General features: G+C 35.2%; 17 protein-coding genes. 1 reads left to right on the top strand and 16 read right to left on the bottom strand.

The window, feature by feature from the left end; translation table 11 throughout:
- Positions 1 to 191: 191 nt before the first annotated feature.
- The 9 genes from AC1VAQ_RS12695 to AC1VAQ_RS12655 all read right to left on the bottom strand — a co-directional run bounded on the left by AC1VAQ_RS12695 (position 192) and on the right by AC1VAQ_RS12655 (position 11753).
- On the bottom strand, positions 192 to 1778 hold the full coding sequence (locus AC1VAQ_RS12695; protein WP_479903981.1) for a SpoIID/LytB domain-containing protein: 1587 nt from the start codon (positions 1776 to 1778) through the stop codon (positions 192 to 194).
- Positions 1779 to 1851: 73 nt separating this feature from the next.
- Entirely contained in the window at positions 1852 to 2829 is a 978-nt protein-coding gene (locus tag AC1VAQ_RS12690) for a hypothetical protein (protein ID WP_302597615.1), read from the bottom strand.
- Positions 2830 to 3334: 505 nt separating this feature from the next.
- The gene (locus AC1VAQ_RS12685) at positions 3335 to 3598 is read right to left on the bottom strand and encodes an HPr family phosphocarrier protein (protein WP_302597614.1); all 264 of its coding nucleotides are present in this window, start codon (positions 3596 to 3598) and stop codon (positions 3335 to 3337) included.
- Positions 3595 to 4557, bottom strand: a complete 963-nt coding sequence (gene whiA, locus AC1VAQ_RS12680) for a DNA-binding protein WhiA (protein ID WP_302597613.1) — start codon at positions 4555 to 4557, stop codon at positions 3595 to 3597. Before whiA ends, AC1VAQ_RS12685 begins: the two co-directional genes overlap by 4 nt.
- Before the next feature lie 15 nt (positions 4558 to 4572).
- Entirely contained in the window at positions 4573 to 5559 is a 987-nt protein-coding gene (locus AC1VAQ_RS12675) for a gluconeogenesis factor YvcK family protein (RefSeq protein WP_302597611.1), read from the bottom strand.
- Between the two features lie 3 nt (positions 5560 to 5562).
- Positions 5563 to 6435, bottom strand: coding sequence for an RNase adapter RapZ (gene rapZ / locus AC1VAQ_RS12670; RefSeq protein ID WP_302597610.1), 873 nt, complete (start codon positions 6433 to 6435; stop codon positions 5563 to 5565).
- A 17-nt stretch (positions 6436 to 6452) separates the two neighbouring features.
- Positions 6453 to 7391, bottom strand: a complete 939-nt coding sequence (gene murB, locus AC1VAQ_RS12665; RefSeq protein WP_302597609.1) for a UDP-N-acetylmuramate dehydrogenase — start codon at positions 7389 to 7391, stop codon at positions 6453 to 6455.
- A 104-nt stretch (positions 7392 to 7495) separates the two neighbouring features.
- Positions 7496 to 10594: an SbcC/MukB-like Walker B domain-containing protein gene (locus tag AC1VAQ_RS12660; protein WP_302597607.1), complete on the bottom strand. Its 3099-nt coding sequence runs from the start codon at positions 10592 to 10594 to the stop codon at positions 7496 to 7498.
- On the bottom strand, positions 10584 to 11753 hold the full coding sequence (locus tag AC1VAQ_RS12655) for an exonuclease SbcCD subunit D (RefSeq protein ID WP_302597605.1): 1170 nt from the start codon (positions 11751 to 11753) through the stop codon (positions 10584 to 10586). Before AC1VAQ_RS12655 ends, AC1VAQ_RS12660 begins: the two co-directional genes overlap by 11 nt.
- Before the next feature lie 196 nt (positions 11754 to 11949).
- On the opposite strand from AC1VAQ_RS12655, the gene AC1VAQ_RS12650 reads away from it, so the two are divergent.
- Positions 11950 to 12954: an alpha/beta fold hydrolase gene (locus AC1VAQ_RS12650; RefSeq protein WP_303244013.1), complete on the top strand. Its 1005-nt coding sequence runs from the start codon at positions 11950 to 11952 to the stop codon at positions 12952 to 12954.
- Positions 12955 to 13067: 113 nt separating this feature from the next.
- On the opposite strand, the gene AC1VAQ_RS12645 is transcribed toward AC1VAQ_RS12650, so the two are convergent.
- The 7 genes from AC1VAQ_RS12645 to AC1VAQ_RS12615 form a co-directional block, all read right to left on the bottom strand.
- Positions 13068 to 13406 (bottom strand): DsrE family protein, encoded by a 339-nt coding sequence (locus AC1VAQ_RS12645; RefSeq protein WP_302597603.1) that lies wholly within the window; start codon positions 13404 to 13406, stop codon positions 13068 to 13070.
- 128 nt (positions 13407 to 13534) lie between these two features.
- Positions 13535 to 13915: a hypothetical protein gene (locus AC1VAQ_RS12640; RefSeq protein WP_302597601.1), complete on the bottom strand. Its 381-nt coding sequence runs from the start codon at positions 13913 to 13915 to the stop codon at positions 13535 to 13537.
- 591 nt (positions 13916 to 14506) lie between these two features.
- The gene (locus AC1VAQ_RS12635) at positions 14507 to 15568 is read right to left on the bottom strand and encodes an ABC transporter substrate-binding protein (RefSeq protein ID WP_302597600.1); all 1062 of its coding nucleotides are present in this window, start codon (positions 15566 to 15568) and stop codon (positions 14507 to 14509) included.
- Between the two features lie 55 nt (positions 15569 to 15623).
- Positions 15624 to 16403 (bottom strand): ABC transporter permease, encoded by a 780-nt coding sequence (locus tag AC1VAQ_RS12630; protein WP_302597598.1) that lies wholly within the window; start codon positions 16401 to 16403, stop codon positions 15624 to 15626.
- Positions 16403 to 17215 (bottom strand): ABC transporter permease, encoded by an 813-nt coding sequence (locus tag AC1VAQ_RS12625; protein WP_302597597.1) that lies wholly within the window; start codon positions 17213 to 17215, stop codon positions 16403 to 16405. Before AC1VAQ_RS12625 ends, AC1VAQ_RS12630 begins: the two co-directional genes overlap by 1 nt.
- 3 nt (positions 17216 to 17218) lie before the next feature.
- Positions 17219 to 18274, bottom strand: a complete 1056-nt coding sequence (gene potA / locus AC1VAQ_RS12620; protein WP_302597596.1) for a spermidine/putrescine ABC transporter ATP-binding protein — start codon at positions 18272 to 18274, stop codon at positions 17219 to 17221.
- 15 nt (positions 18275 to 18289) lie between these two features.
- Positions 18290 to 18829: a helix-turn-helix domain-containing protein gene (locus AC1VAQ_RS12615; RefSeq protein ID WP_302597595.1), complete on the bottom strand. Its 540-nt coding sequence runs from the start codon at positions 18827 to 18829 to the stop codon at positions 18290 to 18292.
- Positions 18830 to 19308 lie beyond the last annotated feature (479 nt).

Below are 19308 nucleotides of genomic sequence, written 5' to 3'. Positions count from 1 at the left end.
TACATCAGATACTCCTTTTTCTCTTATAAGGTTATTTATTTTTACGCTTAATTATAGAGAAACCAGCTAAAAATTTGAAATATACATGTAAGTAAATTAGCTTCTCCCAATGATTTCACATTACTAAAAACTATGAATAACTAAATTTTATAAATGTGAAATCTATACCACTCAACAAGTATGTGTTTAAATTAATCTACAGTAATACCCATATAGTAATATTCTAATATATCTGTATAAGAAAATCCTTCTTGTGCCATGCCTTTTGCACCGCTTTGTGACATACCTACACCATGTCCAAATCCTTGACCATAAATGGTGAAATCACCCCATACTGTTTCTAAATCATTATTTACAGTTTCAGTCACAGCATTATTTACTGTGGTAGTCATCTGTACTTTATCTGTAGCAGATTGTACAGTAAAGCTCTCTGCAATCGTGCCTAAATCCGTAGCTGACATTACCATCAAATTCTTACTTGGCATTGTATCTTTGCCATTAGCTGAAATAACGGTTACTTCATTATTGGTTGCTACTGTATTTGAACTGCCACTATTAATCGTTCCTGTAAAGCTAAAAAGTCTACTTTTTAAGGAGCCTTCATTGCTACTTCCAAAGAAGCTACGTATTGTTTCACCCTTTACAGTGTAATTGCCATTTGAACCTAATATATTCAGTTCCTGTACACGCCCCGAATTTGTACGACTTACAATTTGCACGCCTTTTGCGCTACCTATATTCGCACCATAGTTTGCAAGACATCTATCTAACTCACTAAGGGTAATCGTACGTGTCCAAGGTTTTTGTGAAGGTTCTGTCTCATAAGTATCTTTTACTGATTTTAAATAGGCTACATCACTGCCCCACACATTTTTAGCATCTTCTGTCGTCCCTCCACTAGTTGAGAAATATACAGCTTCTGCTACCGCACCGTTATAACGAATTACTTCTCCGCTTGTGGCATTAACGGCTTTATTTGTAGATGGCATTTCTGCAAGATAGCCACCATAAACTTGTGTTGTCGTCGTGTCTACTACATTATAACCACTACTTGCGTAACGATTGTACTGGAAGGTTGCAATAGACCTAGCAGCTACAGCTTGTGCCTTTAAGGCTTCCTCTGGCCATGAAGCTGGCATCTCCTTAGGCACCACCCCATATAAATACTCTTCTAAATCTAGAATATTATATGGTGTCAGCCCTGATGTACCACCCATTCCAATGGCACCACGATATTTCTTCGTACCACCTACTGTTGTTAATGATAAACCACTGGCTATATCATAACCTCTCATCACAAGTGGTTTAATATCCTCATTACTAATTAAAAGCAATGTTCCAGCATTATCATATACTGCAATACTGCGATTAAAGTTCTGCCCATTTTTTAGGCCACCTTCATTATTTGTAGTATATACACCATATACACCTTCATTGATATAAACTGGTACTGCGCCATTTCCATGTTCCTTCGCAAAACTCTTTGCCTCATCAAACTCACTAAATGTCACACCTAAATCATAATAGTTATTTTTATTTAAGCGAATGGTGACCTCACTTGCATTTAAAACGCCTTCTACATCAAATCCTGTCTCATCATAATATCCAATCTGTATATTAGAATCACTTGACAAGCTCACGCTTGCTACGTTTTTATAAACTGATTCTAAGCCTACTTTAATCGTTGCAGGTGCCTTAGAATAGGCCAATGTATAAAAACAGCAAACAAACATCAAACCTACAAAACTTATTAGGCTTTTCTTTAGTGCCGTTCTCATGTTCTCTTACACTCCTCCTCTTTTGAATAAACTCGTTTACTGATTTTATTATATAGAAATGTTTACCAAAAATCTACAACTTATGATAATCTGTGCATATTTTTAAACTCTCTAGCCATTCATTTAAATTTTGTTCATCTACTATTATGCCATATTCTAATCTAAAATAATCCTCAACCTCGTTAAATACCTCTCTTCCATCCAGCTGACTTAATTCTTTAAATGCTCTTTCACCTATATTTCCCGTATGAATTGCCATTACAATCTGGGCATAGTACTGAACGAGTATACTTACATCTATCTTCTTTTTCTTATAGGCCCGCCAAAGCATATAAACTTGCTCAAATGCTTTTCTAGAACTTAGGTCTATCCAATAGCCACTTATCTCCTTTTGCCTTAAGCTACCGTATACACCCAATGATTCTAGGCCTTGAATAAATATCTCGATTGGAAAAAGGTCGTAAGTCTGTGGTCTTTTATAAATGAAAACACTTTTGAAAAATGGATACCTTAATAATAAAAGTGGCAACTGCATATAATGCCAGCATGCCATATCAATCACCAAATGAATTCTAGGCACTCTAGGGTACAGCACTTCTCCAATGCATTTAAAAATCTTTTCATATCCTAATACGCCAGGTGCCTCTAAGGCAAAATCCATAAACATCCCCTTCAGATTTCCTTGTCCCATCAATATTAAAACAATTTCTTCTGATTCTAGCCGCTCATTACCCATAGCTAAAAACGCTTCAAAGCTCTCATTGGTCACAGGCTGTATTTTCATTTCACACATCTTAATTGTTTGATTTCCATTATAAAAATATTCATAGATTCCTCCTTGTCCACTATTATTACCAAGGCCTATGTATTTTTTAATTTCCTCAAAACGTCCATATATATTAAGACAGCTCTTATTAAACACATGAGCTCTTCCAAACACCCTAACATTCTTACCATCTGCAATGTAATCTATCTTCTCAAATGCTTCACCTAGCTGCCCACCTATTTCACAATTTCCTCCTCCGTACATAAGAATATTTATGTTCCCCATATCTCATTCCCCTTCTTCTCCTAGCCACAACTTACCAAAAATCTCCTCTCTATCTCTACTATATGCCCATTCTCCCAAACTATGCCTCCACCTCATCCCCGCAAGTCTCAAGCAGAAAACATTCTCTTTCTCTGCTCTTCTCCACTTTATTTAAAATAGGATGATAGTAGAAAAGCCGGTAATGCGGCCGCTACCACACTATATTTTCTTCTCAAGCAGAAGACATTCTCTTTCTCTGCCCTCCTCCGCTCTATTTAAAATAGGATGATAGTAGAAAAGCCGGTAATGCGGTCACTGCTAGTCTGCCTTCGGAAGAATTTGATGAGCATCTTAGCTAAAAATTCAAAGAGGTTTTAGGTGTGCTGTTCGAGCGTAAGCGAGTTCACACCGTTTCTTTGAATTTTTAGCTTTAGATGCTCACAAATTCTGTAGAGTGCAGCTAGTAGTGACCGCATTACCGGCGGTCCTCTTCTACTACCATGTATTTAAAATTATCTTTTATCTTTTATTCAACTTCGTGTGTAGTTAAGAATTTAATTAAAGCTTCAACAGCTTCTTTCTCATCTTCACCTTCAGCTCTGATTTCAATTTCTTGACCTTTAATAGCACCAAGTGACATCATACCCATAATACTTTTTGCGTTAACTTGTTTTTCATTAACGATTACTGCAATATGACTTTCGTATTTACTTGCAATTTGAACAAATAATGCGGCAGGTCTAGCCTCTAACCCATTCTTTAATTCTAATTTAAGTACTTCTTTAATCATTTTACATTTCCTCCTCTGGTTTCCCTTAATTGTTCCGCGATTTCACTTATTTTTTTAAGTCTATGATTAACGCCTGATTTTCCTACAGGTGGGTTAAGCAGTTCACCTAACTCCTTTAATGTACTACTTGGGTATTCTAATCTATAAGTAGCTACTTGCTGTAAGTTCTCAGGTAATGCTGAGATGCCTATTGTATTTTGTACATATTCTATATCTTGCATTTGCCTTACAGCAGCTGATACAGTTTTTTTTAGATTTGCCGTCTCGCAGTTTACAATGCGATTGACATTATTTCTTACTTCTTTTACAATGCGCACATTCTCAAGCTCCATAAGGGCTATATGTGCACCCATAATGTTGAGTAAGTCAACAATTTGTGTTCCCTCTTTTAAGTACAATACATAGTTGTTTTTACGAGGGACAACTTTAGGTTCCATTTCTAAAAGCGTCATTACTTCTTGTAAAAATTCTGCGTGCCTAAGGGAAGGATTTACAAATTCCAAATGATAACCTTTTTCCGGATCACTTACTGAACCTGCTCCTAAGAAGGCACCTCTAAGATAAGCTCTTTTGCAACACGTACTTTGAATCACATTTAAATCCACATAATCTCTTAATGTGTCTCTTCCATGCTCCTCTTTAAGTAATGTGGTTGCACGTAATATTTTTTCTGCTGCTTTTGTATCATTAAGCCTCAGTACATATATTTGTTTTTTGTGAAACTTTTTATTCGTCTTAAGAACTACCTCAGTATTTATATTAAAAGTTTTTTTAACCATTGTAAAGTATTTTCTTGCAATGGCTGCGTTTTCAGTTTGAAATTTTATAGAAAACTGCTGACTTTCATACTTAATTTCTCCCGCCATAATGAGCATTGCTGCTATTTCCGCAATCATACAATGTCTAGCACCTAATGGTACACATGTGAGCTCTTTCTTTACATTGGAGGAAAAAGACATATTGTTCACCTCATCTTATGTAATTTTAGTGAGTGCTGATTCAAATATACATTGGGCTAGCTTTGTAGAGTCATGCCTAACAAGCCCTTTTTCTTCATTAATCGATACAAGGGGTGCTTCAACTTTTAAGATACGCGTCCATATTTCATGCTTTTCATTTACTTTTAAAACCTTCGCACCATCTTCATTATACTGCTTCAAATATTTTTCTGGTATAGTGGCATTATTCGCAATAACGAGATTAATAATACCTTTTCCCATATAATTTTCTAAAACAGTAATATGATCTTCCAAACTTAAGTTTGTTGTCTCACCTGGTTGTGTCATGACATTTGCCACATAAATTTTATCAGCCTTAGACTTTGCAATTTGTGCTGTCACCTTTTCTACCAATAGGTTTGAGATAATACTTGTATAAAGACTTCCAGGTCCAAACACAATAAGGTCAGCCTCTTCAATTGCTGTCATTACTTCCTTTGCAGGTTGTGGAGATTTAGGCTGAAGAGAAATCTCCTTTATATCAACAAGATTCTCTTTGCCATAATCAACAATTTGTGTTTCTCCAATCACCTTTTTATCATTTTCAAAAACTGCTTGTAAATGTACATCTTCATAAGTAACAGGAAGCACTTTACCTGTAATGGCTAAAACATTACTTGTAACCTTCACAGCTTCTTCAAAGCTTCCAGTGATTTCTGTAAGTGCTGCTAAAAACAGATTACCAAAGCTTTGCCCACATAAACCACCTTCTTTGAAGCGATGCTGTAATAACTTTTCCATAATAGGTTCGGTATTTGCTAGAGCTACCAAGCAATTACGAATATCACCTGGTGGTATCATACCCATTTCAGCTCTTAATCTTCCTGAACCGCCACCATTATCAGATACTGTTACAACTGCTGTAATATGAGAAGTATACTTTTTTAGTCCCTTAAGCATAGTTGATAATCCAGTGCCACCACCTATTACAACAACTTTTAGGTCTTGCTGCCTTATTTTCATTGTTTATTTTCCTCTTTTACTATCTTTCTCTATATCTCTATGCTGTTTAAGTACTGTATGCCCCTCTTTTTGTAAAAATTCGTATAATGCATTGGCAACTGTGACAGAGCGATGTTTACCACCTGTACATCCAATAGCAATCACAACTTGATTCTTACCTTCTTGTTTATAGTTTGGTATTAAAAAGTCAATCATATCCTCTAATTTAGCAAGAAATTTTTGTGTCACATCAAAACTTAGCACATAATCTCTTACAATCGCATCATTGCCTGTAAAGGGACGCATTTCAGGATTATAATATGGGTTTGGTGCAAATCTTACGTCAAACACAAGATCTGCATCAATTGGAATACCATATTTAAAGCCAAAGGATACAATCGTTACCATTAAGCTATTGAAATCTTTTTTCTCGCTATAAATTTTAAAGAGTACTTCTTTTGTATCCTTAGGTAACATATAAGATGTATCAATAATATGATTTGCTTTTTCTTTGATTTCTTTTAAAATCTTTCTTTCTTTTTCAATGCCCTCTTCAATTCGTTCACTTCGAGCAAGTGGATGAAGTCTCCTTGTTTCTTTGAAACGTTTAATAAGTTCTGCATCACTACAATCAAAGAATAAGATTTCATAAGTATGACCGAGAACTGCTAATTCATTCAGGCTACTAAAAAGGTCTGCAAATAAACTACCACCTCGTATATCAATCCCTAATACCACTTTGTCTAATTTCTCTTGTTGGGCTACAATCAACTGTGCAAAATTTTTAATTAATGTAGGCGGAAGGTTATCCACACAGTAATAACCCATGTCTTCGAAAAAGTTTATGGCACTACTTTTGCCAGCACCTGACATTCCAGTTACAATAATAAAATTCATAGTAGCCTCCTTAATATTTATCTGTCTTGGTTTTTAATAATTTTAACTTCTGTCTCTAAGTATACACCAAATTTAGTGTTTACTGTACTTTGTACATGTTTAATCAGCTTAGTAAGGTCTTCAAATGTGGCTCCGCCTTCATTCACAACAAAGCCACAATGTTTATCGGATACAGCAGCACCACCTATACGGAAGCCTCTAAGTCCTGCATCTTCAATGAGCTTGCCAGCATAAAGCTGTCCTTCGCCTTCTTTAGGGATAGGTCTTTTAAACGTACTTCCTGCACTTGGTTTATCAAGTGGCTGTTTATCCCTTCTGCGGCCATTAAAGTCTTTCATTGCTGCTAAAATTTCTTCTTTATTGCCTTTTTGTAAATTAAGCGTAGCTTCTAAAACTATAAGACCTTTAGCTTCAATAATGCTTTTACGATATCCTAACTCTAGCTGCTGGCGATTTAGTTCAAATACATTGCCATCTTGGTCCATAACTTTGCTGCTTACGATGACATCTTTAATTTCACCGCCATATGCACCTGCATTCATCGTCACAGCGCCCCCTAGTGTTCCAGGAATGCCATGAGCAAATTCAAAGCCTGTAAGTTCTTCCGCCGCTGCCTTAGTTGCAATTTTTGAAAGTAGTGCGCCAGCCTGAGCTGTTACTACGTTTCCTGATACTGTTACATCCGCTAAGTTTTTGTAAATCTGAATGATTACACCACGAAAACCTAAATCATCTACAAGTAGATTACTGCCATTTCCTATTACATAAAACGGTACATTATTTTCTTTACATGTTGTTACAACAAATTGTACTTCTTCAATTGTACTAGGCTTTACAATAAGATCTGCAGGGCCTCCCACTCTAAATGTTGTATAATCCTTCATTAGTTGCTTTTGTAATATATTTTCTTTCGATATCTTATTCGATAAAATCTCTGTTATTAAATTTATGTCCATCATTTCAACTCCTTGCGTGAATCCCACCTCGATTCTACGCCTTATTATAATTAATAATATACAATATTTTCGTTTATAATGATAGTATTTTTAGCCCTTGATTTTTAAAGGCGAAAAACTGCCTTACTTCCTGTTGGTCCTGTACTTACTTCAAGGCCTACAGGAATTTGTTCACGTAGCTCTCTTACATGGGAAATAATACCAATGAGTCGCCCAGTATCTTGAATACTCAGTAGCGTCTTAATAGCCATTTCTAACGCTTCTTCATCTAAACTGCCAAATCCTTCATCGATAAACAATGTATCCAGCGGCGTAGCACCTGCAAGTCTTTGAATCACTTCTGAAAGTCCTAGGGCTAAAGCAAGTGCTGCCATGAAACTTTCTCCCCCTGAAAGGGTATTTACAGGCCTTGTCTCATTGCTGTAATAATCTCTAATGCCAATATCAAGCCCTACCTGTGCATTTGCTCTAGAGAGGTCATCTGTACGATAAAGCTCATAACGATTCAATGTCATTGGTTTAAGTTTTTTATTAGCACTTGCTAGCACTTCTTCAAAAATACTACTTTGAATATAACGTTCAAATGAAAGCCCCTTGCTATTTTTCCCTTTTGCAAAGCTGCTAATCTTATCAAGAACACGTTGACGTTTTAAAAGCGCTGTCGCTTCCTCATAAATAGCTTTTAAACCAACAATAATCTTTTCATGCGTTTGAAGATACTGGGTAAGCTTTGTTTTTTCTACGCTTAAATCTGTATTTTGCTTGAAGATTTCATCGTATGTCTCTTGTGCTTTTTCTAAGTCTTCTTTTTTAAAGTCCTTAGTCTTTTCTTCAAGCTCCTTACATTTATTAGTCAAAACTATCTTTTTATTCCCATAGTTTTCCACAGATTCTTTAGCAGACTTTATTTCTTCTGCCCCCATCTTACTTGCCTTATAATCTGCCATATCCACAAAACCAGCTTCTTTAATTGCCACATTTAAAACTTGCTTTTGCTCTGCTCCTTGTTTTATAAGCTCCGCCATATGTTTTTCAGTTTCTTGCAGCCTAGTTGCTGATTCCCTCTGTTCTTGTTTTAACTTCTCTACTTCTGCTATTAAGTCTTTATAATACTTTTCTTTACTTTCATAACTTGCTTTAAGCGTACTTAGTTTTTCTTCTAAGGCTTCTTTTTGGCGCAGTGCTTCTGGTACATCGCTTTCGATACTCTTAATATAAGCTGTATTTTCACTTATCTCTATCTTTGTATCATCAATGAATTTCTTGCCTTTTGTTTTTCGTTCCTCATAATCCTTTAATAGCTTCTGTTCTTCTTCTAACGTCTGTTGTAAAGTTTCTAGCTGCTCTAGCTTTGCTTCTTTAAGCTTAAGTGCTTCATCTAGCTTAAGTTTAGCCTCTGCTGTAATCTCTTCTTTACCAGTTAATTGTTTTTCATCTTCGGCAATAAGGTCTTTTAGTAATTTACATTGCTGCTCCTTTGCACTGCACTCTTGTTTTAATTTATTAAGTGCTTCCTCTGCATTCTTTTTAGCAACTTCCATGCTTTCTAGTTCTTCTTTTGTAACATGATTTTTAGTCAGTACAGCTTTTTGAGGGTGATGCAATGCACCACATACTGGACAAGGACTATCTTCTTTTAGATTTTGTGCCAGTTCTGCGGCTTGCCCATTAAACCATATAGCAAAAGCATTTTTATAAGCTACCTCTTTTTCACCATAAACTTTATTTTGTGCCTCAATTTGACTATATAATGTTTCTAAAGAAGTAAATAATGTCTGTGCTTCTTTTTCTTTTCTTTCCTTTTCTGCTTTAAGTTTTAAAACTGTTTCCATTTCTTTTTGCACAATATAATCATTGGTTAAAGCTTTTTGTAAAGGTGTTTTTTCTTTTAAAGCCTCTTCTTTAGCTGTAAATCCTTTTTGAATACTTTCTAAGGCCTCCTCAATTTGAGCATACCTTGTTTCACCTTTTTGAAGCAGTTCTTCTAGCCTTGTTTTTTCTTTGTAAGCTGTATTTAAAGTACTTACCTTAGGCACATAAGTTTCTAAAATACTATATTCCTTCTTAAGACTGTCCACTTCATCTACTAACTTTTCTTCACGCTTTAGAAGCTTATCTTTTTCTTCTAAGTTGGCTGTTGTCACTTCTAATGCATTTTTATAGTCTTCTTTTTGCTTTTGTTTGTCTTTAACACTGCTACTTAACTTTTGTACAATCTGTTCTGTGCGCTCAATACCCATTGCCTTTTCTGCACGTTCAATACGGCCTCTTAAGGCTGTATACTGCTCACTTTGTGCTTCTAAGATTTCTAACTCTTTCTGCATCTTAACTTTCTCTGCTGCATCTTCACTCATTTGTGTCAGCTTTCCAAGCTTCTCACGTGCTACAGTAATTGCATTATTAATTTCTAAAAGCTGCGCTTCTAACTTTTCGTTTTCATTATGCTTTTCTTTACAACTTATCTCTAAGATTTCACATACCTCAGGTGCATTATAAATAACCTTAGTCTGCATATAAGTTAGCAGCATCTCATTTCCTAAAGGATCAATGGTATTTAAAATAGCCTTATAGTCTGCTTCTTTATCATGTAATTTTTCCTTTGCACTCCCAGATAAAACATCTAGTGCCTTCTCTACATTTTGATAAACACCTGTCTCAAATATATCTTGCAAGATTTGCTGTCTTTCTTTACTACTTACAGTAAGAAGCTCTCTAAACTTATTTTGAGCAATCATAATAACTTGTCTAAATTGCCCAATATTAAAGTGAAGAAGCTCATTAATCTTTTCAGCTGCTTCATTATATTTAGAGGTTATAATTTTATATTCGTCCTCTTCTTTCTTATAAAGCTCTACTTCTGGTGCTACCTTTACCAGCTTATCACTTTTCCCTTTTTTAGGCGCGCGTTCATACTGTGGGCGTCTTACAATTCGATAATCTTGTCCACGTAATTCAAAGAAAAGCTCTACCTCTGTAATAGTCCCTTCTTTTGCAAACTTACTACGCATATTTTCCCCACTACGTTCTCCCCCATTAGTTTCTCCGTAAAGGGCATAGCATATGGCATCTAAAATAGTCGTTTTTCCGCCACCTGTGGGACCATAGATTAAAAACATATTTGCATCTTCTAGCTGCGTAAAATCTATTACCTGCTCTCCGCCATAAGGACCAAAGGCTGTCATCTTTAATAATTTAGGCCTCATTTTTACCCTCCTCTATTTCTTTCACGATTTCTTCAATCATTTCAATTTCATCTGCTTCAAAATCCGTTTCACCAATAAACTCTAGAAATTCCATAAACACTTCTGTAATGGTACGCTCTTTCGTCTTTAGGAAATCTGCACTTTGCTTTGGTGCTACTTCTTCTCCATTATTATTGCTACCTTCTTCAATAACCCATTCGCTGCCTAGGATATTAGGATAAATATGACGCAACCTTGCTGTTACATCTTGCACATAGTTTCCTGTCAGTTTGGCATATACATAATCTTCTTTATGCGTATCATTTTCAGAAGCTGCAATAATTTCTTCTACGTTACCTTTTAAAATACGCACATCTCGCAGTACCTTAAAACTTCTCTCCTCAATTTCTACGCCGCCATCTTGTGCAAGATTTACTAAAACATAACCCTTAGCTTGTGTTGCTTCTGAAATAGAATATTTAAGAAGCGAACCGCTATATCGAATATAATTTCTTCCCATAGCCTGTCTCTTGTGTAAATGACCTAATGCTGTATAATTAAAATCTTTGAAGTGCTCTGCATTTACGAGCTCTGCCCCACCTACAACGCTAAGTCTTCTTTCTGAATCAGAAACCTCGCCCCCTGTTACAAAAGCATGGGCTACTAATATGCTTGGGTGCTGTGACTTTTCCTTCTCCATCTCTTCTACCAAATAAGCCATTGCTTCATCATGTCTTTTGATTGCTTCATTGCCAGCTATTTCTCTTACTTTAGAAGGCTCAATATAAGGTACAAGGAAGACATCTGCTGTTTCTTCACCTACCTTCACCTCTATTTTTTCATAGCCTTTAGGACTTTTCCCCACGATATAAAGATTTTGGCTTTCAAATAACTTACTACCAAAATCAATACGTTCTTCACTATCATGATTTCCTGCTATGGCAATCGTATAAATCTTATGCTCTAATACAACTTTGCTTAAAAATTCATTAAATAGTTCTACCGCACCTTCACTTGGAATACTCTTATCATAAATATCCCCTGCAATAATCAGAATATCAATTTTTTCATTTTCTATAGTCTCTAATATCTGCTCAAGTATATATTTCTGGTCTTCTAGTAATGAAAAACCACCTAAACTTCTACCTAAATGCCAATCAGAAGTATGCAAAATCCTCATTTTCTTACCTCTCCTATTGTTATTTTCTTATTTACATACTATACTATTTTCCCTTTATATGCTAGACTTAAGCTTTTTGTACAAAATTTTTATTAGACTGTTGGTAATTTTTTTGTTTAACCCGTTGGGCATATGTCACGAATGTGATATAATGTGCTTAAACAAACTATCAAGGAGTAGATTAGGAGATTACGCCATGATTAGACGTAAAAAAATGGTTGTAAAAAAGTATAGCCGCAGACACGAAAAAATCAGAAAACGTTTAGTCTACATTATCATAGCATCACTGCTTTTAGTAGGCATCATTTATCAAAACCTAGGCATTTATAATAATGCCGATAAGCTTGGGAGAGTAGGCTCGCTTATCGAGGTAAATGGTGTTAACATGCACCTTTATACGGCTGGTAATGGAGACTTACCCATTGTCTTTACTTCTGATATTGGGCAGACAATGCCTTATATAGACACTTATAATCTTCATAGTTCACTTGCTAACGAAACTAGCGTTGCTGTATATGACAAACCAGGCTATGGTTGGAGTGATTACACTTCCGCCCCTCGAGATATTGACACCATTGTAGATGAAATCCACACCCTCTTTGAGGAATCTGAACTTTCTAAACCATTTATTTATGTGGCACATGGTATGGGGTCATTTGAAGCCATAAGATACGCCCAACTTTATCCGGATGATGTAGCTGGTATTGTTCTTATAGACGGGGCTTCTCCTAGCTTTGGTGCTGAATTCAATAACATTATGATTGTAGAATCTTTTATGATTAATGGCGCACGTAACGTAGGACTTCTACGACTAGGCCAAAATACAGACTATGTGAGTAGACTACTTTGTATGAACAATGAACTCCCTGAGCATCTCAAGTTACTTAGCAGAGGTATTAACTTAGAAAAACTCTGGAATCGCAATATTATTTCAGAAAAACTTAAAGTACCTGAAAATGCACAAACTATTTTAGATGATGGGGACTTAGGAGATATTCCACTTCGTATTATCACCTCTGAAGCTAGTCCATACAGTAACTGGGGCAAATCTCAAAACTCTATGCGTTCTTTAACTACAGACTTTGCCCAGTATTATATGACTGGTTCAGTAGATTACATTGAAAATCAAGATGTTCCACAAATACTATCCGTTATCAATGAACTTTTAGCTTCTATTCGCGAAGCTAGAGAAAATTATTAAAAAATGGCTACAGCACATCTCGTGCAAGTAGCCATTTTTTTCAAGAGCTTCTTAATTTCTTTACTAACTTAAATCAAATAAATTTAGCCATAAGTTCATTTAGTTTAAGTTTGTTATAGGGTAACGACTTTTTGCGCCTTTAAAACAATGTCTGCTATTTCTTCCATGTCTGTAATACGTCCTACTGCTAGGGAACGTTTGCCACACACACTATAAACACAGGTACCGCATGCTAAAAGTTCTACGCCACCTGATTCAAGAGCCTCTAGTATATCTCTAAAATGAGAGTCTCTTGTCACAAGTTTAACGCCTGAATTATAAAAAATAATTGCATCTGGTTTATCTAAACTAGCTAACACTTTTCTTAAAAAGGTTCCTAGTAAGGTCCTACCAACCTCTTCATCACCGCGCCCAAGTGTATCACTATTAATAATAACAACCTCATTATACACCTTGTCTCCTCCTTCAAATAGTCGCTCTTTAATACTAGTGTATGCTAGTTGCAAAATTTAGGTGATAATAATGTCACAATATAAAAAAAGTTGCCTAAGGCAACTTTTTTTATATGATTATTTTATTTTTAACGACGTCTTTTGCAATAAAGCACTACATCTACAATCCCTTTGGCAATAGCAGCTGTTAAAAATACAGTATTTACTACAAAACCAGCTATAGACACGCCTCTATATTCTCTCTTTTTGCCCATTCCCATGGCACCAAGTACTGTTCCAACCACAGTAATAGGTAATCCAATAATAGGCACAATCCACCCTACAGAGCCTAAAATCCCTAAAATTAAAGAAGGCCACGCACCCGGATTCTTTTTCTTTCTAATATAAATTTGCCCCTCTGTGGCAATCTCTTCTTCCTCTAATAAGTCATCATCTAAACATGCTGCCAATGTACTTTTATCTAGTAGTTCCTCACCTAAAAGAACTTCATCTTTTTCTTTATTTTTCATCCAACTCGCCTCCACCTTACTTTAATTAACTTCATCAAAGTGTAATCTTTACCTTTACTACATATTATATCCCATTTCTATCCATATATCTATCACAAAAACAATCTAAATCAAAACGCCATCTTACCAACATTCTTCCCACAATCCATCTCATCTATTCTCACCACCACTTCTCCGTCCACGCAGGAAGGGCACTCATTCACAGCTCTAACTAACATTTACCATCTCATCTCTACTCCCCTCTGTTTCCCCGTCCACACAGTGAAGGCCATTATTTACAGCCACCAACTAATATTCGCCTCCTCATCTATACTCCTCTCTGTTTCCCCGTCCACGCAGTGAGGGCTATTATTCACAGCTCCCAACTAATATTCACCACCTTAGTCGGGGTAGATATCTCTGGCATGAAGGTTGCTAGAGCCCTTTACGTCAACCTATTCGGGCGTGGGTAACATTGCGTATTTATTTTTATCTCACCTTCAAACGCAGTGAGGGTGAAGGAAAAATAAATACGCAATGTTATCCACACCCACCACAACATTCAAAAAAGGACTCTAGCACCACCTTAGTGCCAGAGCCCTATATCTATCCTTAATTATTAGATGCCTTTACCTGTGTCCAAATACTACTGTATTCCCCAATAATATCTGATGGATCGTTAAACATCTCCATGTTGTCAGCGCCAGTTACTTCTTCTGATGGATAAGCAACTTCACTGTTTTTAATTTCATCTGGTAAAAGTTCTCTTGCTGCGCTAATTGGTGTAGAGTAACCAATGTACTCTGCATTCATTGCTGCAATATCTGGTCTGCATAAAAAGTTCATATATGCATAAGCTTGTTCTTTATTGCTCGCATTCTTTGGCATAACCATTGCATCTACGAAGTAATTAGAACCTTCTTTTGGAATAACGAATTCAAGGTCTGGATTTTCTTGTAACATAACCATTGCATCGCCAGCCCAAGCAACCATAAGTGCTGCTTCTTCATTTACCATTTTATTTTTACCTTCATCACCTACATAAGAAAGTACGAGTGGTGCTTGCTCAATAAGAAGATTTTTTGCTTCTTCAAGCTGAGCTTTATCTCTTGTATTCATAGAGTAACCAAGTTTCTTAAGGGCTACCATGATAGAATCTCTTTCACTATCATACATAAAGATTTGATCTTTATATTTTTCGTTCCATAAGATATCCCAGCTATCTACTGGCTCATCAACCATTGTTTTATTGTAAACAATACCTACTGTTCCCCACATATAAGGAATTGAGTATTCATTATTTGCATCATATGGTAAATCTTTAAATCTTGCATCAATATTTTCATAGTTTGGAATTTGTGCTAAATCAAGTTTCTCTAAAAGATCATTATTAATCATTTTTTCTACCATATAATCAGATGGGAAAATCACATCATATGATACATTTCCTTGTTCTACTTTAGCATACATTTCTTCATTGTTGGCATATTCAGAGTAAACAACTTTAATCCCTGTTTCTTGTGTAAACATTTTATTTACTTGTGGGTCGATATATTCACCCCAGTTATAAACAACAACTTGCCCATTTGTTGCTGTATTACCACATCCAGCCATAGATAATGCTAACATACCTACAAGGCCGGCACTTAAAAATTTCTTAAATGTCTTTTTCATGAACATTTCCTTTCTAGCTAAATTAAATTTGCCTGCGTTAAGTTTGTTATATAGTTTATATACTTTGTTCTTTTTCTTTACGATTTGCTTTTATATTACTTACAAGTAATATAATGATAATTGTTGCAAACATAATAGTTGAAATGGCATTAATTGTTGGATTAACTCCTTTTCGTGCCATTGCATAAATTTTAATAGGCAGTGTATCTACACCTGCTCCTGTATTAAAGAAGCTCACTACGAAATCATCAATAGACAATGTAAATGCAATGAAACCACCTGCTACTACACCTGACATAATTTCAGGTAAAATAACACGTCTAAACGCATACCAAGGTGTTGCCCCTAAATCTAGGGCTGCCTCATAAATATTAAAGTTCATTTGTTTAAGCTTTGGCATAACCGATAAAATCACATATGGGATGCTAAATGTAATATGCGAAATAATAAGCGTTGGTAACCCAAACGGTATATGCAGTACATTAAATAGCATCATTAATGAAATACCAATTACGATATCTGGACTCAAAAGTGGAATATACGTAATATTCATCATGAGATTACGTTTATACCCTTTCATTTGATGAATCCCCATAGCAGCTAATGTTCCAATAATTGTAGCAATAATAGAAGATACAAGTGCAATAATAATTGTATACATAAAACTTTGCTGAATGCTTGTATCACTTGCTAAGTTTTCATACCATCTAACTGTAAACCCTTTCCAAATAGGAAGCTTTGAATCATTAAATGAAAACACCATAAGTACAGCAACTGGTGCATACATTACCAGTAAAATAATTGCGATGTAGAAGCGCTTAAAAAATTTCTTCATTAGAATAAGCCTCCTTCTTCATCAAGTGCACCTTTACGTGACATAAAGGCTAATGTAATAAGTACAATAATCATAAGAATCATAGAAACTGCTGAACCAAATCCGAAGTCTCCTGTTCTTGTAAATTGCTCTTCAATAATATTCCCCACAAGCATAATCTTTCCACCACCTAATAAACGTGTAATAAGGAAAGTTGTAAGTGCTGGCATAAATACCATAATAATACCCGTTACAACACCTGGCATACTAAGTGGTAAAATAACTTTTCTAAATGTTGTTACATTGTTTGCTCCTAAGTCATGAGCTGCTTCAATTAAGCCCTTATCAATCTTTGCAAGTGAGTTATAGATTGGCAGTACCATAAATGGGAAGAAATTATATACCATTCCAAAGATTACACCACCACTTCCATATAAAAACTTCACTGTTGGCAAGTTAAGTGCTGAAAGAATATTATTAATTACACCATTATTTTCAAGTAAATTTGCCCATGCATAAGTTCTAAGTAAAGAATTCATCCACATTGGCAAAATAATAAGTAATAAAATCACATTACGGTTTTTTAAGTCTTTACCATTTAAAACCATTGCCAATGGATAAGCAAGTAATAAGCAAATTACTGTACTTACAAAGGCAAAGTTTACTGATTTAACCATTGCTTTAATATAATAGTCTTCCATAAACTTTGTATAGTTTTGGAATGTAAATTGTCCGTCTACAAAGAAACTAAAGTATACAATAAGTAACAAAGGCACGATGATAAAAATCCCTGCCCATATTACATATGGATACGCTAATGACTTCTTATTCATCGTTTATCTCCTTCTCATGATATGAATATCTTCTGGTGTAATAACCATGCCTACTGTTTCGCCAACTGGTGACATTGCTGTAGAATGTACAAGCCATTTAAAATCGCTACTTGCAATTACCATTTCGTAATGTACACCTTTAAATGTAACAGATTCTACTACACCTTTTATCATACCCTTTTCTGCTTCAATAATGCGGATATCTTCTGGTCTTACAACCACATCTACTGGCGTATTTGTCCCAAATCCAGCATCTACACATTTGAATTCTGTATTGTGGAAGTTTACACGGAAATCATCAATCATTGTGCCATGTAAAATATTACTTTCACCAATGAAATCTGCTACAAAAGCATTTTTGGGTTCATTATAAATATCTACTGGCGAACCGATTTGCTGTACTTTTCCTGCATTCATAATAGCAATTGTATCTGACATACTTAAAGCTTCTTCTTGATCGTGTGTTACATAAATAAATGTAATACCTACCTTTTGCTGAATACGTTTAAGCTCTGTTTGCATGCCTTTTCGAAGTTTTAGGTCAAGTGCTCCAAGCGGTTCATCAAGAAGTAATACTTCTGGTTCATTAACAAGGGCTCTCGCAATAGCGATACGTTGTTGCTGTCCACCACTTAAAGAATCGATTTTTCTTTTTTCAAAGCCCTTAAGTCCCACAAGTTCAAGCATTTCCTTCACTTTTTCCTCGATAAGCTTCTTGTCCATCTTTTTTATATTAAGCCCAAAAGCAATATTTTCACCTACATTCATATGTGGAAACAATGCATACTTTTGGAAAACTGTATTAATCTTTCTTTTATAAGGTGGTAATTTAGCAATATTTTGTCCTTCGAAAAGTACTTCACCTTCTGTACTTTCCTCAAAACCACCAATAATACGAAGTAATGTCGTTTTGCCACAACCACTAGGCCCTAGTAATGTCAAAAACTCATTACGTCTAATATACATATTAATTTTATCAAGTACAATTGTATCTCCAAAGGATTTGCTTATATTTTTTAAATCAATAATATAGTCATTTTCTAATTTATGTTCTGCCATTTTCCGTCTACTCCTTTAAAAACTTGGTGGGGTAGCAACCCAAAGCACTGTTGCCCTCGTCTTACCTGTATTTTGTAAATAATGATCACCCGTTGGTCTAAAGTAAAAGCTATCACCTTTTTTAGCTTTAAACTTCTTATTTCCTAAGTGCACATAAATATTTCCAGCAAGTACATACCCAAATTCTTCACCTTCATGAGGAGCCTGCAAGCTAGATTTTCCTCCAGGTTCTATATTAATAAGTATCGGCTCCATATCATTCTTCTGTGCATTGGGAATGAGCCATGTAATCATATTTCCTGTTTCTTTATCTTCTTTTTCAAAAACATCTTGTTTTGTAAACACAATCTTCTCTTGACTGGATTCATTGAAGAAGTCTTTAAGATTTGTGCCTAAACATTCAAGAATGTCAATAAGCGTTGCAATTGAGGGAGATGTCAGTCCACGTTCAACTTGTGAAATAAATCCTTTTGAAAGCTCACAACGGTCTGCAAGCTCCTCTTGAGTCAACGCATTCTTTTTGCGTAATTGGTTAATTTTCGCACCAATATCCATCTTTTTGCCTCCTTCTTTAACTTTTATCTCATATGTAAAATATATTAAGTATGTTTATATCTTATTTTTAGCGTTTACACTGTATATAAATAAACTTTTTGTTTACAGACATTAAACACATACTTAAAGATTATACATATTTATGCAGAAAAGGTCAATATAAAATGCGGTAAAATTTATGGATACCAAACATTTTGTTTAGTAATAAGTTGCATTGTTTTTATTGATTTTCTAGCTTTCTTATCTAGTAGCATATGTATTTATGTAGAATTAATGCACTTAAATTTATCTCCTTTGTGTAAATGAAAAGTTTAGTTATACCTCTTTTATAAATAAACAGCTAAAACAGACTTTCTTATCTCCAAAATAAGGTAAAGATTCATATCCAATATCAAAAAAAAGATATAACACTTTATATGTTATATCTTTTCAGATTGTTGACAAATGAATTTTCCCAAAATAAACTCACAAATTAAGTG

The organism is Cellulosilyticum sp. (assembly GCF_982396655.1).
This window is presented reverse-complemented; position numbering and strand designations above follow the sequence as displayed.